Raw genomic sequence first — 25,484 nt, forward strand, 5'->3', positions numbered from 1 at the left:
TTTACGGAACGGACGACATGACGAAACTTTTCGCCACACGATGGGCTTTGGTCGCGATGATGACGATGCTGGTGAGCCCGGCCATCTCCGCGCAGCAGGGCGACGAGGCGCCGCCGCCGTCCAAGCCCGGCAAGCCGATCAATACCGGCGACGTGCTGTCCGGCGAATTGAACGCGATGAAGGTCCGCGACGTCAAGAACGCGGGAAAGCGCATCGCGACCTACCAGATCACCTCCGAGCCGCGCCGCCTGCCGCCGCCGAACGGGCTGTGCAATCTCGAGACCGGCCCCGAGACGTTCCAGCTCGTCACCTCCAGCGATGCGCAGGCCGCGCAGCTGAAATCGTTCGTTGGCAAGGAGATATCGGTCAAGGTCGACGAGATCGCCTGCGCCAGCGATGCCGGTCAGATGAGCGAGGCCGTGATCACGAAGTGGAGCATCATCAGGAAGCAGTAGGGGCGGTTCGCGCTACCCTCTCCGCCGTCATTGCGAGCGAAGCGAAGCAATCCAGAAAATCTCCTCGGAGGCAGTCTGGATTGCTTCGTCGCGAGAGCTCCTCGCAATGACGAAAGAGGAAGGTGAGTTCTACACCCGCGCCGGCCCCAGCGCCTCAAAGTGTCCGCGCCTCTGCAGATGCGCCAGCAGCATCAGGCTCGGGATGGCGACGAGGACGGAGATCGCGAAGAACATCGGCCAGCCCGTCGCTTTCGCCAGATAGCCCGCACCCGATGACAGGTAGGTGCGGCCCACGGCGGCGAGCGCCGTCAGCAGCGCATACTGGGTCGCGGTGTGCAGCGGGTTCTGGCACAGCGCCGAGAGATAGGCGACAAAGATCACGGTGCCGATGGCATTGCAGAAATTGTCGGAGGTGATAGCGAGGGTCAGCGCCCATTCATTGACGCCGACCAGCGCCAGCCACGAGAACGACAGGTTTGACATGGCCTGGACGATGCCGCCGATCCACAGGCTCGTTGCGAGCGAATAGCGCCGTGCCACAAAGCCGCCGGCAAAGCCGCCGGCCAAGGTCGCTGCGATGCCGACGCCCTTCACGATCACCGCGTAGTCGTTCCGCGTGAAGCCGATGTCGATCACGAACGGCACGGTCATGTTACCGGAAAACGCGTCGGTGAATTTGAATAGCACGACGAAGGCAAGTGCCGTCCACGCTTCCTTGCGGCTCAGGAATTCCGAGAACGCGCCCATCGCGGCATGGAACACCCGCACGAGCGCGTCCTCATCCTGCGTGGCAGCCTCGGCGCGCTTGGATTGCGCGGGCTCGGTGGCCGCCAGCGCCGTCGCCGTGCCGATCAGCACCAGAGCCGCCATCACCACATAGCCCCACATCCAGGCGGCGCCACGAGGGACGATCGCCTCGAAGCCTGTGACGATGAACAAGGCGCCCGCCGTCGATATCAGCATGCCGATGCGATAGGCCGCGACATAGGCGGCCATTCCGGCGGCCTGCTCGCTTTCGGGCAGGCTCTCGACGCGGAATGCATCGACGACGATGTCCTGCGTCGAGGACATAGTCGCGACCAGGAGCGCACCAAGCGCGACGAACAGGGGCGAGCGCGCCGGATCGGTCAGCGCCAGCAGCAGGATCGCGCCGATCAGCAGCAGCTGCGAAAACACCAGCCAGCCACGGCGACGGCCGAAAGCGCGCGTGAAGAGCGGCACATGCAGCGCATCGACCAGCGGCGCCCACAGGAATTTCAAAGTGTACGGCGTTCCAACCAGTGCAAAGAGCCCTATGGTTCCGAGATCGACCCCCGCCTCGGCCATCCACACCAGCAGCGTCGACCCCGACAGCGCCAGCGGAAGTCCCGAGGAGAAGCCGAGGAAGAGCACGATCAGCACCCGCGGTTGCAGGTAGACGGCAAGGCCGTCGCGCCAGGAGGTCGCAGGGGCGGAAGTCGCGGCAGGGGAAGTCGCGTCAGGTGCGGTCATGGTGTGGTGTTAGCAGATTCTGGGGGGAATGACTTGCGCGATGGCCGCGAGGTGAGAGAGCCTTACATCCTCAGTGTCATCGTCCGCGCAGGCGGACGATCCAGTACTCACCGGCGTTCCGGTTCAATCACATCCGCCGCGGCGTACTAGATGCCCCGCCTTCGCGGGGCATGACAGCGTCATGGCGGGCCGGCAATTTCGTGATAGAGATCATCCCAATTCGGGTTGTGCTGCTCAATCAGCCGAACCTTCCAGGCCCTGTTCCATTTCTTCAGGCGCTTTTCCCGCTTGATCGCGTTTTCGGGATCATCGAACTGCTCGAAATAGACAAGCCGGGCGACGTCGTACTTCTCCGTGAAGCCCTCGACGAGCTTCAGCTTGTGTTGTGCGATCCGGCGATGAGGTCGTTCGTCACGCCAATGTAAAGCGTTCCGCCGATCTTGCTGGCGAGAATGTACACGTAGTACGACCGCGCGCCCATCTGCTGTCTCTGGGATACTGGGTCGCCCGGTCAAGCCGGGCGACGACACCGGTATAGAGGCGGCAGGTTACCGCATGTCAGCGCAGAATCACTCCCCCGCCTGGAGCTTCCGCGGAAACAGCTCGCCCGCGCCCGTCGCCACCAGCCGCGGCCCCTCGGCCGGCGCATCGGTCTTGCTGAAATCAAGCTCCTCGATTCGTCCCGCGCGCTTCTCGATCTTGTCGGCGGAGATCAGGATCTGGCGGACGTCCTCGTTCGCATCGGAAAAATGTTTCTGCAGTTTGACCACGCGCTCGCGCAGGCGGCCGAGATCGTCCCCGAGCTTGATCACCTCGGTTTGGATCTGGTCGGCGGCATCACGCATGCGCGCGTCCTTCATGATCTGCTGCATCACCTGGATCGCAAGCATCAGGAGCGAGGGCGACACCAGCACGACGCGGGCGCGATAGGCCTTCTGGATCACGTCGTCGAAACCGTCATGAATCTCGGCGTAGACCGATTCCGACGGCACGAACATCAGCGCCATCTCCTGGGTCTCGCCGGTGATGAGGTATTTTTCGGAGATGTCGCTGACATGCTTCATCACGTCGCCGCGCAGCCGCTGCGTAGCGATCCGCTTCTCCTCGTCGCTGCGGGCGTCGTGCAGCGCGGTCATCGCTTCCAGCGGGAATTTCGCGTCGATGCAAAGCGGCCGCTGATCGGGCAGGAACACGACGCAGTCCGGACGCTTTCCGGTCGAGAGCGTGAACTGGAACTCGTAGGCACCCTTCGGCAGGCCGTCCTGGACGATCGCCTCCATCCGCGCTTGGCCGAACGCGCCGCGCGACTGCTTGTTGGAGAGCACGTCGCGCAAGGTGGTTACCTGCGTGGTGAGGTCGGTCAGGTTCTTGTGCGCGCTGTCGATGATGCCGAGCCGCTCGTGCAGCGCGCGCAGGCTCTCCATGGTGTTTCGGGTCGAGTGTTCCATGGACTGGCCGACGCGGTGCGTCACCGAATCCAGCCGCTCGTTGACCGCGCGCGCCATCTCGGCCTGGCGGCCGGCCAGCGCCTGGGTCATGGCGTCGACCCGGCCTGACGACTCGCTCTGCGCCCGCAGCACCTCGCTCAGACGTTCCTCGAGCTCGTCGGCCCGGATGGCGTTGGCCATGGCGAGTTCCGCGCCGCGCCGCCCGGAGCGCGCGATCACGACGGTAATCACCACCAGAAGGATGAGGACGAGGGCGCCGAAGCCGATCAGCGCGTCGATGACGCGTATCGGCCAGTCGCCGAGCACGAAGATGATGTCGTTCATGCCCACCCTTCTAGCCGATTCGCCGGGGCGCGCGAACGAATGGCGAACATTTATGCTGAATGTCCCGTTGATTTTTATGGTTAACGAACCCTGAAGTTTTATGGTTAGCGGAGGGTTAACGGGGTTCCTGGCCGGATTGACCGCATCCGGCGCGCGGCTTAAATCGCGGCCATGGCCCTACGAGAAATCATCATCCTGCCGGACAAGCAGCTGCGCCTGGTCTCCAAGCCGATCGAGAAGGTCACGCCGGAGATCCGCAAGCTTGCCGACGACATGTTCGAGACCATGTACGACGCGCCCGGCATCGGCCTCGCGGCGATCCAGGTCGCGCAACCCCTGCGGCTGATCACCATGGACCTCGCCAAGCGGGACGAGAACGGCGAGACCAAGCCGCTCCCGCGCGTCTTCATCAATCCCGAGATCGTCGCCTCGTCCGAGGAACTGTCGGTCTACGAGGAAGGCTGCCTGTCGATCCCCGAATATTACGAAGAGGTCGAGCGGCCCGCGAGAGTGCGCGTGCGCTTCACCGATCTCGACGGCAAGGTGCACGAGGAGGACGCCGAAGGCCTCTATGCCACCTGCATCCAGCACGAGATCGATCATCTCAACGGCGTGCTGTTCGTCGACTATCTGTCGAAGCTCAAGCGCGACCGCGTGATCAAGAAGTTCGAGAAGGCGGCCAAGCGCGCGGTTGAGTAGGCCGCGTCGTTCGCCGTCATGCCCGGCCTTGTGCCGGGCATCCACGTTCTTTGCCGTCGCGAGCAGGAAGAACGTGGATGGCCGGGACAGGCCCGGCCATGACGAGTACATTGCTCGTTTCGAGGATTGTCTCGCCACATGCCCCTTCGCCTGATCTTCATGGGCACGCCCGATTTCTCCGTGCCGACGCTGCTCGAGCTGGTTGCGCACGGCCACGACATCGCGGCGGTGTACACCCGTGCGCCGAAGCCGGGCGGGCGGCGCGGCTTGCAACTGCAGCCGACCCCGGTCGAGGAGGCCGCGCGAAAACTCGGCGTTCCCGTGCTGACGCCGAAGACGCTGAAGACGCCGGAAGCGCTGCAAGAGTTTCGCGGATTTGAGGCCGATGCCGCCGTCGTCGTCGCCTACGGCATGATCCTGCCGCAGGCGATTCTCGATGCGCCAAAGCTCGGCTGCTACAATCTGCACGCTTCGCTGCTGCCGCGCTGGCGCGGCGCCGCGCCCATCAACCGCGCGATCATGGCAGACGATGCCGAAAGCGGCGTGATGGTGATGAAGATGGACGTCGGCTTGGACACCGGCGACGTCGCCATGGCCGAGCGGCTCGCGATATCCGACAATATGACCGCCGCCGATCTGCACGATCGCCTGTCCCGGCTGGGCGCCGACCTGATGGTGCGCGCGATGGCCGCGCTCGAACGCGGCGGGCTCCAGCTCAAGAAGCAGGGCGAGGACGGCGTCACCTATGCCGCCAAGATCGACAAGGCTGAGGCGCGGATCGACTGGACCAGGCCCGCGCGTGCCGTGCTGCGCCACATCCACGGCCTGTCGCCGTTCCCCGGCGCCTGGAGTGAGCTCGATGCTGCGCGCGTCAAAATCCTGCGCTGCGAGCTGGCGAAGGGATCCGGCGCGCCGGGCGAGGTGCTCGATGACAACCTCACCATCGCCTGCGGCGAGGGCGCGATCCGCATCATCGAGCTGCAGCGCGAAGGCAAGGCCCGGATGCAGACATCGGAGTTCCTGCGCGGCGTGCCCGTCAAGCCGCCGATGCGGTTCGGTTGATGCCCCGCTACAAGCTCACCATCGAATATGACGGCGCGCCGTTCTTCGGCTGGCAGATGCAGGAGACGCTGCCGTCGGTGCAGGGCGCGCTGCAGGCGGCGGTGAAGGCGATGACCGGGGCGGATACCCGGGTGCACGGCGCTGGCCGCACCGATGCCGGCGTGCACGCGCGCGGCCAGGTCGCGCATGTCGACGTCGACAAGCAGTTTCCGCCCGGCCGTTTTCGCGACGGGCTCAACGCGCATCTGCGTCCGCATCCGATTGCGGTGCTCGAGGCCGAGATCGCGCCTGATACTTTCGAGGCGCGCTTCTCGGCGGTCAGGCGCCACTACCGCTATCGCATCGTCAACACCCGCGCCAATCTCGCGCTCGACGCCGGCCACGCCTGGCGCGTACCGCGCCGGCTCGATGCCGACGCGATGCACGCAGCGGCGCAGCGCCTGCTCGGCAAGCACGATTTCACCACCTTCCGCGACACCGAGTGTCAGGCCAAGTCGCCGGAGAAGACGCTCGACCAGCTTGACGTGCTGCGCGACGGCCGCGAGATCACGATTCTCACCTCGGCGCGCTCCTTCCTGCACAGCCAGGTGCGCTCGATGGTGGGCTCGCTGGTCTGGGTCGGCGAGGGGCGCTGGACGGCCGACGATCTCTCCGCCGCGTTAGCAGCCCGCAACCGCGCGGCGTGCGGCATCGTCGCCCCGCCGGAGGGGCTGTACTTGATGAAGGTGGATTATTGAGGTGAGGCGCGCTGCTGCCACACCCTCAGTGTCATGCCCCGCGTAGGCGGGGCATCCAGTACGCTGCGGCCTCGCGGCTCAATCACGACTGTCTCTGGAATACTGGATCGCCCGATCAGGTCGGGCGATGACAGCTCTCTTTGTGGAGGCAACAGCGCCTCAAGCAAAATACCGCGTCAAAATCCCGCGATACACTTTCGTCAGCTTCTCCAAATCCGTCACCGGCACGCGCTCGTCGACCTGATGCATGGTCTGGCCGACGAGCCCGAACTCGATCACCGGGCAATAGCTGGAGATGAAGCGCGCATCCGACGTGCCGCCCGAGGTCGACAGCTCCGGCTTGCGGCCCGTCACTTCCTCGATCGCGGACACCGCAAGATCGGTGAACGGACCCGGCTTGGTCACGAACACGTTGGAGTTGGATGGCTCCCAGACGATGCGGGCCTTGATGCGGTTGCCGCAGGCCTTGGCCAGGCGTGCCTCGACCAGCTCGCGCAAGGAAGCCTGGGTGTGGTTGTCGTTGTAGCGGATGTTGAATTTGGCGCGGGCCTGGCCGGGAATCACGTTGTAGGCGTTGTTGCCGACATCGACCGAGACGAATTCGAGATTGGAGGCCTGGAATTGCGCGCTGCCGTGGTCGAGCGGCTCGTCCGAGATCGCCACGATCAGCCTGGATATGTCCGGCACAGGATTGGACGCGCGGTGCGGATAGGCGACATGGCCCTGCACGCCGTCGACATGGAGCGTGCCGGATTGCGAGCCGCGCCGGCCGACCTTGATGGTGTCGCCGAGCACTTCGACATTCGATGGCTCGCCGAGCACGCAATGATCGAATTTCTCGCCGCGCTCCGCAGCCCATTTCAAGAGCTTGATGGTGCCGTTGATGGAGACGTCTTCCTCATCGCCCGTGATCAGGAAGGAGATCGAGCCCTTGCCGTCGCTGCGCGGCTTGCCACCATTGGCGGCGAGATGCTCCAGCACCGCGGCGACCGAGCAGGCGATGCCGCCCTTCATGTCGACCGCGCCGCGGCCGTGCAGGATGCCGTCCTTCACCTCGCCGGAGAATGCGCCGACGCTCCAGGCACTCTCGTCGCCGGGCGGCACCACGTCGGTGTGGCCGGCGAAGGTGATGTGCGGCCCTTCAGCGCCGAGCCGCGCGTAGAGATTGTCGACGTCGGCGGTGCCGGGGTCGGAGAACGTCACGCGGTGGCAGGTGAAGCCGGCCGCGGTGAGAGCTTTTTCGAGCACCCCGAGCGCGCCGGCGTCGGCCGGGGTCACCGAGGGGCAGCGGATCAGATCGCGGGCAATGGACAGAGCATCGGTCATGCGCCCCGCTTAACATGCATCCCGCCGGGCGGGCTAGCGCTGGGCGGCACGAATTCGAGCTCGCTCCGCTGATCCCAGCTTTTTGCAGGGGACGAGGCGGATGCGGAGCCGTCCTCGACCTCGGCGAGCGGATCGGGGCCGAACCGGTTGTGGCCCGAGGTGCCCGGCAGAATGAACATGTCGACGAGGCCCCACAGCCACAGGGTCGAAGCGGTGAGGCTGAACGCAAGCGTCCAGTTGGCGTCAGGCAAAAGGTCCGAGAACTGGCTGAACAGGCCGGGGATGAAGACGAACGGGATGATCCACCAGCCGCTCCTGCCGCGATCGTGCAGCCGCTTGATTGCCGTTGCCAGGAAAATCCATGCGAACACCGCCAAGCCGGACGACTTCAGGATCAGATCCGTGCGGTCAAAGGATGCCGGCACGCGATAGGCCCGGGGATCGACCAGCTTGAAGAGCTCGTCGAGACCGAAGTCGAAATCGAGCCTGAGGGTGGAGGTGAACGCCCTCTGGCCGCTCGCGACGTGGATCGCCTGATCGATCAGCCCGAGCAAGGCCGCCAGAAGCGCGACGATGAGCAGCGCCTGCCACAGCAGTGCACGGTTGATGCGGCGGTCGAAGCGGAAGAGATACCAAGTCCAGTCCATGCGAATGGCTCCGGGCGGGAGGGGCCGCCCGGGAATTGGTCGCTATGGAGGAGCGGTGGGTTCGAATGCACTGCTTAGAGCGTCATCCTGAGGCGTGAGCGCAGCGAGCTTCGAAGGATGAACGGCCGAGATATAGCGGTAGCCGTGCCGTCGCCCTTCGAGGGCCGCCAAAGAGGCAGCTACCTCAGGGTGACAGTGAGGGAATGGCGCTTGCTGCGCAGATCAATCCCGCAGCAACTCGTTGATGCTGGTCTTCGCGCGGGTGCGCTCGTCGACGCGCTTGACGATGACGGCGCAGGCAAGGCTCGGGCCGGGCTCGCCGTTCTTCATGGGCCTGCCGGGCAGGGCGCCGGGCACCACCACCGAATACTCGGGCACTTCGCCCATGAAGATCTCGCCGGTCTCGCGGTCGACGATCTTGGTCGAGGCACCCAGGAATACGCCCATCGCCAGCACCGCGCCCTTGCGCACGATCACGCCTTCGGCGACTTCGCTGCGCGCGCCGATGAAGCAATCGTCCTCGATGATGACGGGCTCGGCCTGCAGCGGTTCGAGCACGCCGCCGATGCCGACTCCGCCGGAGATGTGCACGCGCTTGCCGATCTGCGCGCAGGAGCCGACGGTCGCCCAGGTGTCAACCATGGTGCTCTCATCGACATAGGCGCCGAGATTGACGAAGGATGGCATCAGCACGACGTTCTTGGCGATGAAGGCCGAGCGGCGCACGATCGAACCGGGCACCGCGCGAAAGCCGGCATCGCGAAACCGGTTCTCGCCCCAGCCCTCGAACTTCGAGGGCACCTTGTCCCACCAGGTCGCCTTGCCCGATCCGCCGGGAATGATGCCCATGTCGTTGAGGCGGAAAGACAGCAGCACGGCCTTCTTCAGCCACTGGTTGACCATCCACTTGCCGTCGGCCCCGCGCTCGGCGACGCGCGCCTCGCCCTTGTCCAGGATCTCCAGCGACTGGTCCACGGCCTCGCGCACCTGGCCCTTGGTCGTGGTTGAGATGCCGTCGCGCGCGTCGAAGGCGCTGTTGATGGTGGATTCGAGGGCTGCAAGCGACATCGGGATTTCCTCTGGGGAAGCGGGAATTTTGATGGATTGGGCGCTTTTTCGGGATTTGAGCCGGGAGAGTCAAGGCATACTCGGCCGTGGTCCATACGCCGCGGTCGTCCAGGACGAGCGCAGCTCTTGGCAGCGCGCGGCGTTGTCCAGAGCGCCTGCCCGGGCTGACAGCGCCTAGCTCGGAGACAGCTTCGCCAAGAACCCCGTCAGGTCGTCCGTGACGTGGTCGACATGGGCGGCACCGCGGCCCTCCAGTTCCCAGTCTTCCCGCACCACCTCCTTGGTGCCGTCGGGCACCACCAGCACCGTGGTCATGCCGAGCTGATGCGGGACGGTGAGGTTGCGGGCGAGGTCCTCGAACATGGCGGCGCGGGCCGGATCGACCGCATGCTGGCTGAGGAATTTCTGGTAGGTCTGCGGCGCCGGCTTCGGTTCGAATTCGGCGGCGATGATGTCGAACACGCCGTCGAAATGGCTGGCGAAGCCGAGCCGCGCCAGCACGGCATCGACATGGTCGACCGAGCCGTTGGTGAGGATCAGCTTGCGCCCCGGCAGCTTTGCGATGGCCGCGCCGAGCGCCGGATTCGGCTCCAGCGGCGAGTGGTCGATCTTGTGGACGTAGGCGAGATAGTCGTCGGCTGAGACGCCATGCAGGGTCATCATGCCGCGCATCGTGGTCCCGAAGCGGCGGTAATAGTCCTTCTGGATCGCCCGCGCTTGCTCCGGGCCGACGTTCAGCCAGTTGCAGACGAACTCCCCGATCCGCGCATCGACCTGCTGCCACAGATTGACGTGATGCGGATAGAGCGTGTTGTCGAGGTCGAACACCCAGGTGTCGACATGCGCGAAGATGCGGGGCGAATTCATCAAAATCCTCTCGATCACGGCACCGCAAAGCGCAGCGTCTTGCCGCCGCTCGACATGTCCACGGCGACAAAGCCCGTCGGCGCGAATCCGCGCGCGCCGCAATCGGCCTGCTCGTTGGTCTCGAACTTGGTCTCGCGTGTGCAGAGCTGCCTGTCCCCGCCCCAGTTCAGCGGCCGATCCTTCAGCCTGACGACGCGGTTGTCGACGTCGACCGCTTCCGCGAAGCTGAAGATCTGCTTGGGCTGGCCGGTCACGTCGGGGTGCAGGCAGGTCTTGGGATCGATGCGATACCAGCCGCGGCTCGTCACGGACTTGCCGTCGTCGGTCGCGATCGCCGCCATCACCTTGTGCGGCGTGTCGTTACACCAGGTCAGCCCGCTCGCGGAGGGCGTCTGCACCGCATCGACCATGGCCTTGAACAAGTTCGGCGAGGCCACGACGTCGGATGACAACCCGCGGCTCTTCAGGAAGGCGGCCAGCGCCGCTTGCGTCTTCGGCCCGTCTACGCCATCGATCGGAGCTGCGTCGTAGCCTGCGATCACCAGCAGCCGCTGGATGCCGGCGAGGCGCGCCTGCTCGTCGTCATATTCGGAGTCTTCGGCGAGATAGGCCACGAGGTTTCCGTCCGCACCTAGCGTCGGCGTCACCTGCGTGAACGGGACCTGCGTCTGACCGCTCCGGCATTGCCGCGCCGCGGCGATGACGAAATTGTCCTGCGCGACGCAGAGCATGTCGCGGCCGCTCTGCGGGATCGGGGAGGCGCCGTAGACGCCGAGCGCGCGGGCGTTGAGCAGGATGCGGTCGGCGGCCAGCGTGCCCTGCACGACCACGCGGCAGGTGGCGGGCTCGATCCTGAACCAGCCGCGCGTCGCGGTCGCCGATTTGTCGTCGATGCCGATCGCGGCCTCGACCACATAAGACATGCGGTTGCAGATCTTGAGGTCGGCGAAGGCGGGGGCGGAGGAGAAGACGAACGAGACGGCCGCTGCAGGCAGCGTCATCAGGAAGCGCGTGAGAGGCGAGCGGCGGTGTCTCACCCCCGTCATTCCGGGGCGATGCGAAGCATCGAACCCGGAATCTTGAGATTCCGGATTCGCCCTTCGGGCGCTCCGGAATGACTGAGCAATGCGGGAGCCGTGGATGCCCGGGACGTCTGAGTGAAGACGCGGTTCGCGCTTTTGCCCGGGCATGACGCCCTCTTTTCTGCGCCGCTCGTCTCTCACTTGTGGATCAGCGTGCCCGTGCCCTGGTTGGTGAAGAGCTCGAGCAGCACCGCGTGCTGCATCTTGCCGTCGATGATGACGACGCCCTGCACGCCCTGCTCCAGCGCGTAGATGCAGGTCTCGACCTTCGGGATCATGCCGCCGGAAATGGTGCCGTCGGCGATCAGCTTTCGCGCGTCCTTGATCGAGAGTTCCGGAATGAGCTTCTTGGACTTGTCGAGCACGCCGGGCACGTCGGTCAGCAGCAGCAGGCGCTTGGCCTTCAGCGCGCCGGCCACTGCGCCGGCGAAGGTGTCGGCGTTGATGTTCAGCGTCTGGCCGTCTTGCGAGGTCGCGAGCGGCGCCAGCACCGGGATCAGCTCGTAGCCGATCAGCTGGTTGAGCAGCGTGAGGTCGACCTTTTCAGGGTCGCCGACGAAGCCGAGATCGATCGCCTTCTCGATGTTCGAGCCCGGATCGACGATGGTGCGCGTCGTCTTCGACGCTTTCACCATGTTGCCGTCCTTGCCCGACAGTCCCACGGCCTTGCCGCCGGCTTCGTTGATGTAGCCGACGATCTGCTTGTTGACGGAGCCGGCCAGCACCATCTCGACGATCTCGATCGTCGCGGCATCGGTGATGCGCAGGCCGGCTGCGAATTCCGAGACGATGCCGAGGCGCTTGAGCATGGTCGCGATCTGCGGGCCGCCGCCATGCACCACCACCGGATTGATCGCGGTCTGCTCGAGCAGCACGATGTCGCGGGCAAAGTTCTTCGCGGTCTCCTCGTCGCCCATGGCATGGCCGCCATATTTGATGACGATGGTTTCCTCGTCATACTGCTGCATGTGCGGCAGCGCTTCGGACAGGATGCGGGCCTGGTCGAGCGGGGAAATGTCGGTCATGTCGCGGTCTCGCTGGCGGGTCGGTTGGGCCGCGTTCTATCCGATTGGCGGGCGGGGCGCAAAGTGTGGCTGGTACTCGATTCCGTGTCCCGACGGGTGCATCACACCGCGGCGCGCCGCTGAGAAGGCGCTGCGCCGCGTCCGGAGGCGAGAGCTATGTCCTCGCCACGGCCGCCGCCAGCGTCACCGCCAGCCAGCTCGCAATCATCGCCATTCCACCCGTCGGCGCCGCATAGGGAAACAGCGCCTGACCCGCATATTGCCGCAAGGTGAGGTCGCCCGCGAACAGCGCGGCGCCGGTCACGAAGCCGAACGCCGCAACGAGGCCAATTCCGCCGTGCAGAAGGCCGCGTGCGAGCAGCGCGACGGCGGCGAGTATGGCGGTTGCGTGAAACAGCAGCATGGCGCTTGCCGATGCCAGCCGGCTTGCATCGGCCCCATGCGCGGAGGCGGCGGCCAGCGCGACGCCAGCAGCGCCCATGAGTCCGGCAAGCCCAATCAGCAGGCGGTTCGCCAGCATCACGTGGCCCGCTCTTCCAGAAGCTTCGCCATCGCGGCGCGCAAGCTCTCCATGCCGGTGGAGCTGCGTGACGAGGTCGCGAGCACGGTCGGGAACGCGGCCGGATGCTTGGCGAGCGCGGCTTCGGTCTCGGTGATGCGCGCTTGCAACTCGGCGGCCTTCACCTGGTCGGCCTTGGTCAGCACGACCTGGTAGCTGACGGCGGAGCGGTCGAGCGTCTTGAGGACTTCGAGATCGACGTCCTTGAGGCCGTGCCGCGCGTCGATCAGCACGTAGACGCGCGCCAGTGAGGCGCGTCCCAGCAGGAATTTGTGGATCAGCTCGGTCCAGGACGCGACCTGGCTCTTCGGCGCCTTGGCATAGCCATAGCCGGGCATGTCGACGAGCCGCAGGTCGCTTTTGCCGGGCACCTCGAAGAAGATCAGCTCCTGGGTGCGGCCCGGCGTATGCGAGGTGCGCGCCAGCGCGTTGCGTCCCGTCAGTGCGTTGATGAGGCTGGACTTGCCGACATTGGAGCGGCCGGCGAAGGCGACCTCCAGCCCCGCCATCGGCGGCAGCGTGGCAATCGAGGGCGAGGCCCAGATGAATTGCCAGTCGCGGGCAAACAGTTTTCGCCCGGCTTCGATCAGCTTGTCGTCTGACTTATCAGTCATCTGAAGGTCTATCCTCGCGTCATGGCCGGGCCCCGTCCCGGCCATCCACGTCCATCCGCGGGGCACCCTCCAAAACGTGGATGCCCGGGACAAGCCCGGGCATGACGATGTGGAGGCAGTTGCGCCCGCATGACGGGGCACGCTGGCGTGAGGCTACGTCGCCTTCCTCGCGAACGTCGCCTTGAGATTGTCGAACAGCTCCACCTTCACGCCGTTGCGGCGCATGATGTAGCTCTGCTGGACCACCGACAGCAAATTGTTCCAGGCCCAGTAGATCACGAGGCCCGCCGGGAAGCCCGCCAGCATGAAGGTGAAGATCAGCGGCATCCAGTTGAAGATCATCTGCTGGGTCGGATCCGGCGGCGTCGGGTTCAGCTTCATCTGGAACCACATCGTGATGCCCATGATGATCGGCCAGATGCCGAGCGCGAGATAGTGGCCGAACACCGGGATCGTGGTCGGATCGAACGGGAGCAGACCGAACAGGTTGAACAGGTTGGTCGGATCCGGTGCGGAGAGGTCCTTGATCCAGCCGTAGAACTTCGCGTGGCGCATCTCGATGGTGACGAACAGCACCTTGTAGAGCGAGAAGAACACCGGGATCTGGATCAGCACGGGAAGACAGCCGGCGACCGGATTGATCTTCTCCTTGCGGTAGATCTCCATCATCTCCTGCTGCTGCTTCACCTTGTCGTCGGGATAGCGCTCCTTCAGCGCCAGAAGCTGCGGCTGGATCGACTTCATCTTCGCCATCGAGGCGTAGGACTTGTTCGCCAGCGGGAAGAACAACAGCTTCACGATCACGGTGACGAGCAGGATCGAGATGCCGAAATTACCGAAGAAGCGGAAGAAGAAGTCGAGGCCGAGGAACATCGGCTTGGTGAGGAAGTAGAACCAGCCCCAGTCGATCAACAGATCGAAATGATTGAGGCCGAGCTCCTTGTTGTAGCCGCCGAGCCCGGCGAACGGGAACACGCCGACGACGCCGGCTTCCTTGGCGCCGGCGAACAGCCGCGCGTTCGCCGTGGCGGTGCCGCCGATCGCGACGGTGACGGGATCGAGCAGGTAGTCGGTCTGGTAGGTGTGGACGTTGCCACTCGGATTCGAAGAGAAGCGCGCCTGCAGCTTGGCATTGGTGTCGGGCAGCAGCGCCGAAGCCCAGTACTTGTCGGTAATGCCGAGCCAGCCATTGGTGACATTGCCGAAGTTCACCTGCTTGGCTTCGTCGACCTTCTTGTAGGCATATTCCTGCAGGCCCTGGTCGCCGAGATAGCCGATCAGGCCTTCATGCAGGATGTAGTAGCCGGAGACGTACGGCGCGCCATGGCGCGAGATCAGCGCGAACGGATAGAGCGTGACAGGCGCGTTGCCGACATTGCTCACCTCGTCCTTGATGGTGAAGAGATAGTGGTCGTCGACAGCAATGGTGCGGCGGAAGGTGAGGCCCTCGCCGTTGTCCCATTTCAGCGTGACCGGTGTCGACGGGGTCAGGCTGCCGCTGCCGTCCTGCTGCCAGACGGTCTGGGCATCAGGCATTTTCGACGTTACGCCCGTGGCCGCCACCCAGCCGAATTCGGCGTAGTAGGGCTCCGCCGTGCCGGACGGCGAGTAAAGGATGATCGGCGGCGACTTCGGATCGACCGTTTCGCGGAACTGCACCAGAGCGATGTCGTCGATGCGGCCGCCCTTCAGGGAGATGCTGCCGGCAATCCGCGGCGTCTCGATCTTCACGCGCGGGCTGGACGCGATCGCGGCGTCGCGGGTGACGGCCGGCTGGGCCTGGTTCGCGGCCGGAGCTGACGGCTGAGTCGCGCTACCCGGTTGCGGTGTGGTGCCCGGCGTGGCCGACGCCGTCGGCTGCGGCGTGGATTTCTGCAGCTCCGTCTGCGCCTGTTGCTGGGCGCGCTGCTTCTCCATCTGCGGCACATTGTAGAAGTACTGCCAGGCGATCAGCACCAGGCCGGACAGAATGACGGCGAGGATGGTATTGCGATTGTCGGTCATCTCGTATGTCTCGTCATCAATCCGGTTTGCGGCGGGCAGCAGGAGCGGGGCCGGGCCTCTGGCCGCGCGCTTGGGCCGTATGCCGCGCGGGCTTCGTGAACGCTATGCGCAGATCGTCGAGCATGGTGGCGAAGTCGCGCGAGAGCGCGTCCCTTCGTCCGACCAGGACATAATCATGATGGGGCTGCATCGACACCGGATCGAGCCGCTTCATCAGTTCGCGAAGCCGGCGCCGGATGCGATTGCGCTCGGGGGCGTTGCCGTTCTTTTTGGTGACGGTGAAGCCGATCCGGATCGGACCAAAGTCATCGCGGCGGCGGCTTTGCAGGACGAACGCGGGACTATTCACCCGCGCGCCATTGGCAACGGCGAGGAAATCCGCCCGCTGCCTCAGCCGATCCATGATGAAATCCCAAAAAGGGGGTCCCGGCTCAGGCGCTCAGACGCTTGCGGCCGCGGGCGCGGCGGGCGGCGAGAACCTTGCGGCCGCCGGCAGTGGCGAGGCGGGCGCGGAAGCCGTGACGGCGCTTGCGCACCAGTTTGCTGGGTTGATAAGTCCGCTTCACGGGTTTTTCTCCGCTGACCGGGCAATTTGCCTGTAGAATTGATGGTAAAGTCCGGAAGATGCGGCCCAAAACGGGCCCTTTTCCGGCCCTCAGAGAGCCGCTCCCGGTGTCGCACCGGGTCATCGCGGACAATTTGCGCGGCTTATAAGGGAGCGCCTTCTCTTCGTCAACGCCGCACAAGCGCGCGTTTCCGGTGAATATTGCTGTTTGTGCGGGGCTTTAAACCCTTGAGGTGGCGACTGGCGATATCAATGCTTAGCTCCCACCTTGGCAGATTAGCGATCCTTAATTTGACCGGACTCCGGACGGGTCGCATCCTCCATCAGCCAAGGCCAACAGGGGCGAATTTCGTGGCAGCCACAGATCGCCAGCCGATCCAGGATCTGGATCAGCCGGAACAGCCGGCGATGCCGCCCCGCGGGACGCGCGGGCTCGGGCTGTCGGGCAAGCTGCTGCTGCTCACCATTCCTCTGGTCATGATTGCCGCCGTGCTGCTCTACGTGCCCGCCATCGCCAATTTCTGGGTCAACCGGCTGAACGACCGCGTGGCGGCGGCCAACACGGCGGCGCTGGTGCTGGACGCGGCGCCGCTCGGCATGGTGCCGGATTCGCTGTCGCGCCAGATCCTGAAGAGCATCAACGCCCGTGCCGTCGCCATCAAGATGGGCCAGCAGCGCCGGCTGCTCGCCAGCGACAACATTCCGGCCGCCATCGAGCATGACATCGACCTGCGCGACATGACGGCCTGGGAGGCGATCACCGGCTCGTTCCGGATGATGCTGGAGACGGGCAACCAGGCCATCCGCATCGTCGGTCCCGGCGTGGGCAATGCCCAGTTCATCGAGATCGTCACCGACGAATTGCCGCTGCGGAAGCAGATGTACCGCTTCTCCCGCAACCTCGTGGTGGTCGCGCTGATTATCGCCGTGCTGACCGCGGGCCTCGTCTATCTCGCGCTTCACTATCTGTTCGTGCGGCCGATGCGGCGGCTGACCGCGAGCCTGGTCGGCTTCCACGAGAATCCCGAGAGCTCGGCCGGGATCATTGTGCCGAGCCAGCGCAGCGATGAGATCGGGGTGGCCGAACGCGAATTGTCGGACATGCAGCGCGATCTGATGTCGATGCTGAACCAGAAGAGCCGGCTTGCCGCCCTCGGCCTCGCCGTCTCCAAGATCAATCACGATCTGCGCAATCTGCTCGCCTCGGCCCAGCTGCTGTCGGACCAGCTCGCCAGCGTGCCGGATCCGCGGGTGCAGCGCTTTGCGCCCAAGCTCGTGCGCTCGCTGGAGCGTGCCATCGCCTTCTGCCAGTCGACGCTGTCCTACGGCCGCGCCCAGGAGGCCGCGCCCGACCGCCGCATGATCCTGATCGAGCCGGTCGTGCTGGAGGTGCGCGAGACCGCGGGCCTCGCCAACGAGGCCTCGATCGCCTGGGTCGCCGCGATCGAGCGCGGGCTCGCTGTCGATGCCGATCCCGACCAGCTGTTCCGTGTATTGCTCAACCTCGTCCGCAACGCCGCCCAGGCGCTCGAAAGCCATGCGTCGGGGGAGGGCCGCGTGCAGCAGATCCGGATCACCGGAAAGCGCGAAGGCTCCGTTGCCATCATCGAGGTCTCCGATACCGGCCCCGGCGTCCCCCAGAAGACCCGGGAGCACCTGTTCGAGGCCTTCCAGACCTCCGGCCGTCCCGGCGGCAGCGGCCTTGGCCTTGCCATCGCAGCCGAACTGGTCCGTGCCCATGGCGGCGACATCCACCTGGTCGAAGGCACCATCGGCGCCACCTTCCGCATCGCCATCCCCGACCGTCCCGTGGAACTGCTCTCCATCCGCAACGAGCGGGCGCGGGCGTAAGTCGGCCAGCGGCCGAGTGAGCCATCCGGGACGGCGCAAAGCGCCGAACCCGGAATCCAGAGGTTTGAGGGCGAGATTCCGCACGTCTCGCTGATCGAGTCCGGAATGACCCGGGCCAAACCGCCATCCCCCCGCAAAATCTCCCCCACCCGGACCTTGCCAACCGGGACAAGAGCGGTTAGTCAGAGCGCTCTTTCGCACCCCTCCCGGCCCTCCGGGAGATGCGTCGTGGGTCATGCCCGCCATCGCTGTTTGCGAAAACGCGCCCGTAGCTCAGCTGGATAGAGCATCAGACTACGAATCTGAGGGTCGGACGTTCGAATCGTTCCGGGCGCGCCATTCTTCGACGGAAGGTCAGGACAAGGCAGCATCTGGTCGCCAGACGGGCCGAGACCGGATGGCCGTGCCGTGTGAGGAACTGGATGAGGATATCGCAGGCGTTCAAGTTCGAGGCGGCGCATCGGCTGCCTAACGTGCCGGAGACGCACCGGTGCAGCCGGATGCATGGTCATTCCTATCGGGTCGAGGTCCAGCTGGACGGTCCGGTGGACCCGCACACCGGCTTCGTCGCGGACTTCTTCGATATCGAGAAAAGCTTCGCCGACATCATGTCCGCGCTGGACCACCACTGCCTGAACGAGGTCGAAGGACTCGAGAATCCGACCGCCGAGAATATCGCGGTCTGGGTCTGGGATCGATTGAAGCCGAGCCTTCGCGCGCTGTCGGCGGTCCGGGTCTATGAGACGGCGGACTGCTGGGCCGAATATCAGGGACGGTGACGACAGACCCGCGCATCTGAGAGCCTTGGCCGGCGCAAGAGGCCCATCTTCGTTGGCCACGGGCCATGCCCGCTCCCGTCGGAAAGAGCGCGCTCGTAGCTCGGCTGGATAGAGCAGCAGACTGCGAATCCGAGCGCGGACCTTCGAACCGTTCCCGGCGCGCCATTTCGATAGTAAGTTCGCTCCATGCGTACGATCGATCGTCTGTTCTCCTGTCTCGCTCTGTTCCTGGCAATCGCAGCCGTCCCGGTGCTTCCCGCGCGCGCGGCCGAGACCTGCCCGTTCATCAGCGCCCAGGAGCTCGCCCGGGCAATGCCGGCGCTCAAATGGTCACTGATTTCAAATCAGGACGGCCGCGGCTGCATCTATCAAGGCGGGCGCGGCGACACGATGATGCTCTCCGTGTTCCGCAATCCCGACAAGGACCGCGCCAGGGAATTGTATGCGACCTTCGTCAAGACGCTTGGCGAGCGAATGCCGCTGAGCGCAGTGGCGGGGATCGGCGACGAAGGCCAGGGCGGAACGAGCGCCGTCGGCGCGGAGCGCCCGGAGGCCTCGATCGTGATCCTGTCCGGCGATTACATTCTCCAGATCACCGTCTATCCGACTGGCAGGCGTGCTGACGATGCGCTGCTTGGATCGGTGACCGAAGCCGCGCGCGTTTCCATCGCCAACGTGAGCAGGAGCAGCGAGCGGTTCGGCAATTGCGAGTGGCTCACGGCCGCGGATGCCGACGGCTTTCTCGACACGAGCACGCTGACGGTCCAGCGGACCGGCGCGGGCAGCTGCCTGATGTTCGACCGCGAGGCCAACACCATGACCGTTGCGGTGATCGCGACCTCGCGCGACACCGCCGTCGGCATGATGAAGCGCACGGGTCCGTGCAAGCACGTGGCGATACCCGAACTCGGCCATGAAGCTTTCGGCGAGCATTCTTGCAGCAAGGGCAACGGCAACGCCGTCACCATCTATGTCTGGAAGAACGGCAGGCAGGCTTCGATCCTGTTCGCGCCGGTCAAGCCGCATAAGGAATCCGGCTCGGTCGAGCGCCTGAAGGCCGTCGCCGGACGGGTCTATGGAAAGCTGTAACGGCGCATCAGGGCGATGGGCAATAGTCGGTTGATGAGCTGAACCAGGTGCTCTCCAGCTCTTCCGGAGATCTGATGGTGATGCCGATCGGAGCAATTCGACGGCCTCGCCGTCGATATGCTCCTCAAGCGTCGCGCGCCAAGTTTCTCGCCGGCGCTGCAATAAATGATCTGCAGCAGGTGAAACCGCCCAAGATCCGGGACCACTCAGTGGTCCCGGACTTCGTCCGACTACACCGCCAGCCCACACGCCTGCCGGATCGCGATCTGAACCGGCGAAGGTGGCAACTTCGGATCAAACTCGCCCTTCGGCAGCAGCGGAGGCTGTGCCATGAAGCGCGGTCGCTTTCCTCGGTGGGGTTGCGCGGCATGAACCAGGAATGGATGGCACAGATAGACGGTGCCTTCCGCGCCGGTTGCCAGTTCGACCTCGCAATCCTCCGTCGACGCCCAGTTCCCGGAAGCGAGCTGCCGGAGCGTTGCGCCTGCCTCGCCAAAGGGCAGCAGTTCCCGCGCGATTGCAGCATGCGAGCCCTTCCGGATTCGCGTGGGCGCGTCATCCGGGCCGACATCCGAGAACAGGAAGAGCATCAGCAATGCGCGTCCGCTGCTCTTCACATTGGCGCGCCACTCCATGAAATCCGGATTGGCGGTGCCGAAGCTCATGTCCACGTGCCAGCCATCGTCACCGGCGGACTCCGGTGACGGGAAGCGGATCGGAAAGGTTCCGAGGCCCCTGGGCGCAAGCCACCGCCCTTCGCCAACGAGTTGATCAAAGGCCTTGTGCAGGGCCGGCGCGTTCGCGGCTTCGATGAATGGAGGCGAAGCCTTGGACCCCACCCGAACAACGGGGTGAGTCCAGCCTTCGGGTTCGTCCGGTGAAAGGCCGATATCCGCCCACAGCTCGTCCCTGCATTGATTCGCAAGGTCGGTGCTGAAGGCGTTCTCGATCTTGATGAAACCGTCTTCGATGAAGTTCTGGACCTGACGGGGAGTCAGGCCAGCCTGTTCATTCCCAAGCATTGAACATTCTCCGTTCGGCTATCGCATCAAGCGCAGCCGTTTGATCTGATTGGCGCGGATGCGCCGGAAACGACGTCAGCCGTTCAGATCAGCGGGAAGAATGTGGACATGAACATCATGCCGGGAATGTACACCGCGGCGGACGGTGCAATCAAGATGCGCTCGCCTTTCGACGCGACGCGAGGGGGCTGCCGCAATGCTCATGCGTGCGTCACGGGCACGGGTGACGTAGACCGTCGTGGCCCAAATAGGTTCCCGAGCCGGGATCGTAGGATCGATATCGCTGCGCACAGTAGGAGGCGGCGTTGGATTGAGCCTGGCTGTTGGCGATCGCGCCGCCGATGATCGCGCCCGCCGCGAGGCCGCCGAGTACGGCTGCGCCGCCACCGTAATGCCGGTGATGCCTGTGGCCGTACCCATGCCGGTACCCATGCCCATGCCCGTACCCATGCCGGTACTGCACCTGCTGCACGCCTGAGTCGGGACCGGGGTTGCCGATCGGCAGAGGCGCCGCGAGCACTGGCGAGGCAGCCGTCGAGAGCATCGCTCCAGCGGCCGCGAGGACGACGAAAGTTCTACGCATTGTCATGTCGAGCTCCATGTTGTTCAGGATGCTGGAGCAACGGCCGGTTGCACGCTCCGTTCCGTCGGGGTGGCGCGAGCGTCAGACGGTCGCAGAAAATGAAATGTTCGCAAGGCGGAACAATTGAAAGCTGAACACGGACCACGGGCCCTGCTCGTCGATCGGAATGCGGTCAATCTGGATGCGTCCCCTGCGCGGAACGTGGTGCCGATGTGCTGGCGTATCTCGGCATGTTCGTGCCCGGTGCATGGTTTTGTTGGCGCCGCCGTACGATCTCGGCATCATTGATCTGAAACAATGAAGCCATTCGGCACAAATGCTAGGGCGAGTCGCAGGTCACCGCGCAAGGCTCCCCAAGCCAGTCAAGACGATCTCAGCGCGTGACGAAATCCGAGGGCTCGATGGGACGACTACTGAATATCGTGACGCCGCTGCATACGGCGACCAAGCGCGACTACATGGGCCGCATGAACGACGACAAGATCGGCTGCTCGCTGAAGGCGCGGGAATACGAGGCCGACTACTGGGATGGCGACCGCCGCTTCGGCTATGGCGGCTATCGCTTCATCGAGGGGCGCTGGGCGCCGGTCGCCAAGGCGCTGATCGAGACCTATGGTCTGAAGGATGGGTCCAGCGTGCTCGACGTCGGCTGCGGCAAGGGCTTTCTGCTGTACGAGATGCAGAAGATTCTGCCGGGTCTGAAGGTCGTCGGCTTCGATATTTCCAAGCACGGTCTTGCGAACTCGCACGAGCAGGTGAAGCCGTACCTCTTCAACTATCGCGCCCAGGACGTCTATCCCTATGGCGACGACAGTTTCGACCTCGTCATCTCGCTCGGCACCCTGCACAATCTCAGGCTCTACGAGCTCGAGGCCGCGCTCAAGGAGATCGAGCGGGTCGGCAAGAACAAGTACGTCATGGTCGAGGGCTACCGGACCGTCGCCGAACTGCACAACCTCGAATGCTGGGCGTTGACGGCGGAGTCCATCCTGCACACGTCGGAATGGATCTGGCTGTACGGCAAGCTCGGCTACACCGGCGATTACGAATTCATCTATTTCGAGTAATCGGGGCTGCCGATGGACATCAAGACCGCCAAGGCGGCCATCCTCGTCGAATCCGGCAAGCCGCTGATCGTCGACGAGTTCACCCTGCCTGATACGCTCGAGCACGGCCAGGTGCTTGCGCATGTGCACACGTCGAGCATCTGCGGCGCGCAGATCAACGAGATCGACGCCGTCAAGGGCGTCGACAAGTTCCTGCCGCACCTTTTGGGGCACGAGGCGCTGGCGACCGTCGTCGAAACCGGACCCGGCGTCGTCTCCTGCAAGCAGGGCGACACCGTCGTCATGCACTGGCGTCCGGGCAAGGGCATCCAGTCCAATACGCCGGCTTATTCCTGGCGCGGCAAGCGCCTCAACGCGGGCTGGGTCACCACCTTCAACGAATATGCCGTGGTATCGGAGAATCGCGTCACGCCCGTTCCCGCCTCGATCGATCGAACCAGCGCGCCGCTGCTCGGCTGCGCGGTGACGACCGCGCTCGGCGTCGTCAACAACGATGCGCAAATCGCCATCGGCGAAGCGGTCGTCGTGTTCGGCGTCGGCGGCGTCGGACTGAACATCGTGCAATTCGCCGCGATGGTCGGCGCCTGGCCGGTCATTGCGATCGATCGCCTCGACAACAAGCTGGCGATGGCGAAGGATTTCGGCGCGACCCATGCCATCAACTCCGAAACGGCGAAGGATGTGGCCGCCGAAGTTCGGGCCATCACGGGGGTCGACGGCCCCGACAAGGTCGTCGAGACCACCGGCGTCAAGAACCTGATCGAGCTCGCCTACGAGATCACGGCGAAGAAGGGCCGCTGCATCCTCGTCGGCGTTCCCCGCGAGAAGGCCGAAATCTACACGCTGCCGTTACACTTCGAGAAGGTGCTCAAGGGCTCGGAAGGTGGGCAATGCCAGCCCGCGCGCGATATCCCGCGTCTGGTCCGCCTGAGCGATGCCGGCAAGGTGAGCTACCGCGGCATCGTCACCCACGAGTTCGCGCTCGATGACATCAACGACGCGCTGGACTTGATGCGCAGCGGCACGTCGGGACGGATCCTTCTGAACATCAGCTGAGCGCTGCGTTCGATGCGCACGCGCCGGCAGCATGCCGACGCTGGCGCTTCAGCAGCCAGGCCGTGATCGCCATGTTCACGATATTCCAGGCGATGCCATTGACCAGCGCGGAAGCATAGGAGCCGGTCCAGTCGTAGATCGCGCCGGCCATCCAGCCTCCCAGCGCCATGCCGGCGAGCGTGATCGAGATGGCGAGGCTGACGCGAAAGCCGGCCTCGTGCGCCGGGAACAGCTCACGGACGATCACCGCATAACTCGGCACGATGCCACCCTGCGCCAGGCCGAAAATGGCGGAAACGACATAGAGTGAGACCAGCCCGTTGAACGGCAGGTAAAGCGCGAGTGCCGCGGCCTGCATCGCCGAGCCCAGCAGCAAGGTCGGTAGGCCGCCAATGAGGTTCAACACCCAGCCGAAGATCAGGCGGCTCGCCACGCCAAAGCCGAGCATGACCGCCAGCATCTCGGCGCCGCGCGCAGGGCCGTAGCCGAGGTCGCCGCAATAGGCGACCAGGTGCACCTGCGGCATCGACATGGCGATGCAGCAGCACATCCCGGCGAAGGCGAGCAGGCCCTGCGTGGCACCGGGAGACAGGCCTATGGTCATTATCGTGCCGCCACTGCCCACGGCTCTGGGCGTCGCCTTCTGCAAGACCGGCCGGCGCAGCAGGACCAGAGAGAGCGGCAGCATCGTCGCGAGGCAGAACAGGCCGATGCCGACATGGGTCTGCCGCCAGCCGATCGCCGCGATGGCATGCTGAACGATGGGTGGCCAGACCACTCCGGCCAAGGAGCTGCCGGCCATCGCCAGGGAAACGGCAAGGCCGCGATGCCTGTCGAACCACAGCGAGGCGTCGGCCACCAGGGGCGCAAAGCTCGCTGCGCCGCCGAGGCCGACCGTGAGACCGCAGATCGTCGCGAAGACGGACAGGTTCGGCGCGAAGGCGGTGAGGACGTAGCCGAGGCTCATCAGGATCGTGCCGCCAGCCAGCGGCGGAAGGATGCCGAAGCGATCCGCCAATCTTCCGACGACGATGCCGCCGATCATGAAGCCGATGATCGCAAGCGTGTACGGCAGGGTCGCCCCGGCGCGAGGCGCATCGAAGTCGGCCTGCACCGCCGGCAAGGCCACGATCAGCGACCACATCCCGACGCAGCCCAATGTGCTGAGGATGATGGAGACCGAAAGACGAATCCAGGAATAGGGAGTCTCGATCGACGGATCGTGAGGCGGCACTGCGGCAGGTTTCCTCGGGCTGGGTGGAGCTACGGCCCGGGGTATCGTCCTCCGTTACCGGCGACAAAGCAGGATTTCTCTTTTGTCGAGCGAACGAAACTCATGCATCTTCCCGATCCTTCCCGCATCGTCCGGAGCCGGCCATGACGTATCTGTTGCCGCCACTTAATGCCCTGCGCGCCTTCGAGGCCGCGGCCCGCCACCTCAGCTTCAAGCAGGCCGCCCACGAGCTGCACGTCACGGCCGGTGCCGTCAGCCAGCAAGTCCGCCTGCTGGAGGAGCGGTTGGGCGTGCAGCTGTTCGAGCGACGGACGCGGCAGATCATTCTGACGTCTGCAGGCGAAACCTATCTGGCGCGGGTGCGTCAGGCGTTTCGTTGCCTCGCCGAGGCCACCGCCGAACTCAAGCCTGAGGGCGTCACGAGCCTGCTGCATGTCGGGCTCCATGCGAGCCTTGCCATTGATGGGTTGCGGGCTCGCCTCGCACAGTTCCGCCGGGCTCAGCCACAGCTTGCCGTTCGCATCAGCCAGCCGGCTGGGCTGCATGAGCTGCTCGAAGGCAAGGTCGATGTCTTGATCGCGGACAGGGTGCAGCGCTGCACCGGTTACAGGTGCGAGCCTCTGGACAGCGGCTTCCTGATCGGCCCGCTCGGAACCGCCGATTGTGCTGAGATCGAGAGCCTGCGGTCCTGCCTGCTTGGCCATCGCGGGCTCGAGCCTACGGCCGCTGCCAAGGCGCCGTCGCCGGCGGCATGGCCGAGCCGCGTGCCGTGATGGCTTCGAGTGCAGGCCGTAACCGGCGGTTAACCATGGATATTTACGGTGTAACAA

The 25,484-nt window shown here is 64.9% G+C and carries 26 protein-coding genes, 1 tRNA gene and 1 pseudogene; 11 read left to right on the forward strand and 17 right to left on the reverse strand.

Annotated elements, in window-relative coordinates; translation table 11 throughout:
* Positions 1–17: 17 nt before the first annotated feature.
* Positions 18–455, forward strand: coding sequence for a hypothetical protein (locus ACYCVF_RS19900; protein ID WP_459599161.1), 438 nt, complete (start codon positions 18–20; stop codon positions 453–455).
* Positions 456–584: 129 nt separating this feature from the next.
* On the opposite strand, the gene ACYCVF_RS19905 is transcribed toward ACYCVF_RS19900, so the two are convergent.
* The 3 genes and pseudogenes from ACYCVF_RS19905 to ACYCVF_RS19915 form a co-directional block, all read right to left on the reverse strand.
* Positions 585–1,946: an AmpG family muropeptide MFS transporter gene (locus ACYCVF_RS19905; RefSeq protein ID WP_459599163.1), complete on the reverse strand. Its 1,362-nt coding sequence runs from the start codon at positions 1,944–1,946 to the stop codon at positions 585–587.
* 179 nt (positions 1,947–2,125) lie between these two features.
* Positions 2,126–2,427: pseudogene (locus ACYCVF_RS19910) on the reverse strand (GIY-YIG nuclease family protein).
* Positions 2,428–2,515: 88 nt separating this feature from the next.
* Entirely contained in the window at positions 2,516–3,718 is a 1,203-nt protein-coding gene (locus tag ACYCVF_RS19915; RefSeq protein WP_459599165.1) for a DNA recombination protein RmuC, read from the reverse strand.
* A 171-nt stretch (positions 3,719–3,889) separates the two neighbouring features.
* Between ACYCVF_RS19915 and def the strand changes: the two genes are divergently transcribed.
* The 3 genes from def to truA all read left to right on the forward strand — a co-directional run bounded on the left by def (position 3,890) and on the right by truA (position 6,216).
* Complete coding sequence (def, locus tag ACYCVF_RS19920) at positions 3,890–4,417, forward strand: peptide deformylase (RefSeq protein WP_459599167.1); 528 nt, start codon at positions 3,890–3,892, stop codon at positions 4,415–4,417.
* A gap of 138 nt (positions 4,418–4,555) precedes the next feature.
* Positions 4,556–5,479: a methionyl-tRNA formyltransferase gene (fmt, locus tag ACYCVF_RS19925; protein ID WP_459599169.1), complete on the forward strand. Its 924-nt coding sequence runs from the start codon at positions 4,556–4,558 to the stop codon at positions 5,477–5,479.
* Positions 5,479–6,216: a tRNA pseudouridine(38-40) synthase TruA gene (truA, locus tag ACYCVF_RS19930; protein ID WP_459599171.1), complete on the forward strand. Its 738-nt coding sequence runs from the start codon at positions 5,479–5,481 to the stop codon at positions 6,214–6,216. The genes fmt and truA overlap by 1 nt, the downstream gene beginning before the upstream one ends.
* Positions 6,217–6,375: 159 nt before the next feature.
* Here the strand turns inward: truA and dapE are convergent, their stop codons facing one another.
* The 11 genes from dapE to rpmH all read right to left on the reverse strand — a co-directional run bounded on the left by dapE (position 6,376) and on the right by rpmH (position 15,974).
* Positions 6,376–7,542: a succinyl-diaminopimelate desuccinylase gene (gene dapE, locus ACYCVF_RS19935; RefSeq protein ID WP_459599173.1), complete on the reverse strand. Its 1,167-nt coding sequence runs from the start codon at positions 7,540–7,542 to the stop codon at positions 6,376–6,378.
* Complete coding sequence (locus tag ACYCVF_RS19940) at positions 7,539–8,189, reverse strand: DUF805 domain-containing protein (protein WP_459599175.1); 651 nt, start codon at positions 8,187–8,189, stop codon at positions 7,539–7,541. The genes dapE and ACYCVF_RS19940 overlap by 4 nt, the downstream gene beginning before the upstream one ends.
* Before the next feature lie 222 nt (positions 8,190–8,411).
* Positions 8,412–9,257 carry a 2,3,4,5-tetrahydropyridine-2,6-dicarboxylate N-succinyltransferase gene (dapD, locus tag ACYCVF_RS19945; protein ID WP_459599177.1) on the reverse strand — a complete coding sequence of 282 codons (846 nt, stop codon included), beginning with the start codon at positions 9,255–9,257 and terminating at the stop codon, positions 8,412–8,414.
* Positions 9,258–9,431: 174 nt separating this feature from the next.
* Positions 9,432–10,124, reverse strand: coding sequence for a pyrimidine 5'-nucleotidase (locus ACYCVF_RS19950; RefSeq protein ID WP_459599179.1), 693 nt, complete (start codon positions 10,122–10,124; stop codon positions 9,432–9,434).
* A gap of 14 nt (positions 10,125–10,138) precedes the next feature.
* Complete coding sequence (locus tag ACYCVF_RS19955; RefSeq protein WP_459599181.1) at positions 10,139–11,125, reverse strand: DUF1036 domain-containing protein; 987 nt, start codon at positions 11,123–11,125, stop codon at positions 10,139–10,141.
* A gap of 218 nt (positions 11,126–11,343) precedes the next feature.
* Positions 11,344–12,231 carry an acetylglutamate kinase gene (gene argB / locus ACYCVF_RS19960; RefSeq protein ID WP_100236847.1) on the reverse strand — a complete coding sequence of 296 codons (888 nt, stop codon included), beginning with the start codon at positions 12,229–12,231 and terminating at the stop codon, positions 11,344–11,346.
* Between the two features lie 154 nt (positions 12,232–12,385).
* Entirely contained in the window at positions 12,386–12,751 is a 366-nt protein-coding gene (locus tag ACYCVF_RS19965; RefSeq protein WP_459599692.1) for a DUF423 domain-containing protein, read from the reverse strand.
* The gene (gene yihA, locus ACYCVF_RS19970; protein WP_459599184.1) at positions 12,751–13,404 is read right to left on the reverse strand and encodes a ribosome biogenesis GTP-binding protein YihA/YsxC; all 654 of its coding nucleotides are present in this window, start codon (positions 13,402–13,404) and stop codon (positions 12,751–12,753) included. The genes ACYCVF_RS19965 and yihA overlap by 1 nt, the downstream gene beginning before the upstream one ends.
* Positions 13,405–13,557: 153 nt before the next feature.
* Positions 13,558–15,408 carry a membrane protein insertase YidC gene (gene yidC / locus ACYCVF_RS19975; RefSeq protein ID WP_459599186.1) on the reverse strand — a complete coding sequence of 617 codons (1,851 nt, stop codon included), beginning with the start codon at positions 15,406–15,408 and terminating at the stop codon, positions 13,558–13,560.
* 16 nt (positions 15,409–15,424) lie between these two features.
* Positions 15,425–15,811: a ribonuclease P protein component gene (rnpA, locus tag ACYCVF_RS19980; protein ID WP_459599188.1), complete on the reverse strand. Its 387-nt coding sequence runs from the start codon at positions 15,809–15,811 to the stop codon at positions 15,425–15,427.
* A gap of 28 nt (positions 15,812–15,839) precedes the next feature.
* Positions 15,840–15,974: a 50S ribosomal protein L34 gene (rpmH, locus tag ACYCVF_RS19985; RefSeq protein ID WP_008542748.1), complete on the reverse strand. Its 135-nt coding sequence runs from the start codon at positions 15,972–15,974 to the stop codon at positions 15,840–15,842.
* Positions 15,975–16,324: 350 nt separating this feature from the next.
* Here rpmH and ACYCVF_RS19990 point away from each other — a divergent pair, with 350 nt between their 5' ends.
* From ACYCVF_RS19990 to ACYCVF_RS20005, 4 genes are all read left to right on the forward strand, one after another.
* A complete protein-coding gene (locus ACYCVF_RS19990; protein ID WP_459599190.1) occupies positions 16,325–17,824 on the forward strand; it encodes an ATP-binding protein in 1,500 nt (499 codons plus the stop codon).
* A 262-nt stretch (positions 17,825–18,086) separates the two neighbouring features.
* Positions 18,087–18,163: transfer RNA gene (locus tag ACYCVF_RS19995), tRNA-Arg, on the forward strand.
* An 83-nt stretch (positions 18,164–18,246) separates the two neighbouring features.
* Positions 18,247–18,603 (forward strand): 6-carboxytetrahydropterin synthase QueD, encoded by a 357-nt coding sequence (gene queD / locus ACYCVF_RS20000; protein ID WP_459599192.1) that lies wholly within the window; start codon positions 18,247–18,249, stop codon positions 18,601–18,603.
* A 186-nt stretch (positions 18,604–18,789) separates the two neighbouring features.
* Positions 18,790–19,692, forward strand: a complete 903-nt coding sequence (locus ACYCVF_RS20005) for a hypothetical protein (protein WP_459599194.1) — start codon at positions 18,790–18,792, stop codon at positions 19,690–19,692.
* A gap of 230 nt (positions 19,693–19,922) precedes the next feature.
* On the opposite strand, the gene ACYCVF_RS20010 is transcribed toward ACYCVF_RS20005, so the two are convergent.
* Together ACYCVF_RS20010 and ACYCVF_RS20015 are read right to left on the reverse strand one after the other, a co-directional pair.
* The gene (locus ACYCVF_RS20010; protein ID WP_459599196.1) at positions 19,923–20,714 is read right to left on the reverse strand and encodes a phytanoyl-CoA dioxygenase family protein; all 792 of its coding nucleotides are present in this window, start codon (positions 20,712–20,714) and stop codon (positions 19,923–19,925) included.
* Between the two features lie 211 nt (positions 20,715–20,925).
* Positions 20,926–21,303 carry a BA14K family protein gene (locus ACYCVF_RS20015; RefSeq protein WP_459599198.1) on the reverse strand — a complete coding sequence of 126 codons (378 nt, stop codon included), beginning with the start codon at positions 21,301–21,303 and terminating at the stop codon, positions 20,926–20,928.
* 395 nt (positions 21,304–21,698) lie between these two features.
* Here ACYCVF_RS20015 and ACYCVF_RS20020 point away from each other — a divergent pair, with 395 nt between their 5' ends.
* Together ACYCVF_RS20020 and ACYCVF_RS20025 are read left to right on the forward strand one after the other, a co-directional pair.
* Positions 21,699–22,364, forward strand: a complete 666-nt coding sequence (locus ACYCVF_RS20020; RefSeq protein ID WP_459606596.1) for a class I SAM-dependent methyltransferase — start codon at positions 21,699–21,701, stop codon at positions 22,362–22,364.
* Positions 22,365–22,376: 12 nt separating this feature from the next.
* The gene (locus ACYCVF_RS20025; RefSeq protein ID WP_459599202.1) at positions 22,377–23,420 is read left to right on the forward strand and encodes a zinc-binding dehydrogenase; all 1,044 of its coding nucleotides are present in this window, start codon (positions 22,377–22,379) and stop codon (positions 23,418–23,420) included.
* Here the strand turns inward: ACYCVF_RS20025 and ACYCVF_RS20030 are convergent.
* On the reverse strand, positions 23,413–24,654 hold the full coding sequence (locus ACYCVF_RS20030; protein ID WP_459599204.1) for an MFS transporter: 1,242 nt from the start codon (positions 24,652–24,654) through the stop codon (positions 23,413–23,415). The two genes, ACYCVF_RS20025 and ACYCVF_RS20030, sit on opposite strands and share 8 nt — an antisense overlap.
* 143 nt (positions 24,655–24,797) lie before the next feature.
* Here ACYCVF_RS20030 and ACYCVF_RS20035 point away from each other — a divergent pair, with 143 nt between their 5' ends.
* Complete coding sequence (locus ACYCVF_RS20035; RefSeq protein ID WP_459599206.1) at positions 24,798–25,427, forward strand: LysR family transcriptional regulator; 630 nt, start codon at positions 24,798–24,800, stop codon at positions 25,425–25,427.
* Positions 25,428–25,484 lie beyond the last annotated feature (57 nt).

Source organism: Bradyrhizobium cedriense, assembly GCF_054602315.1.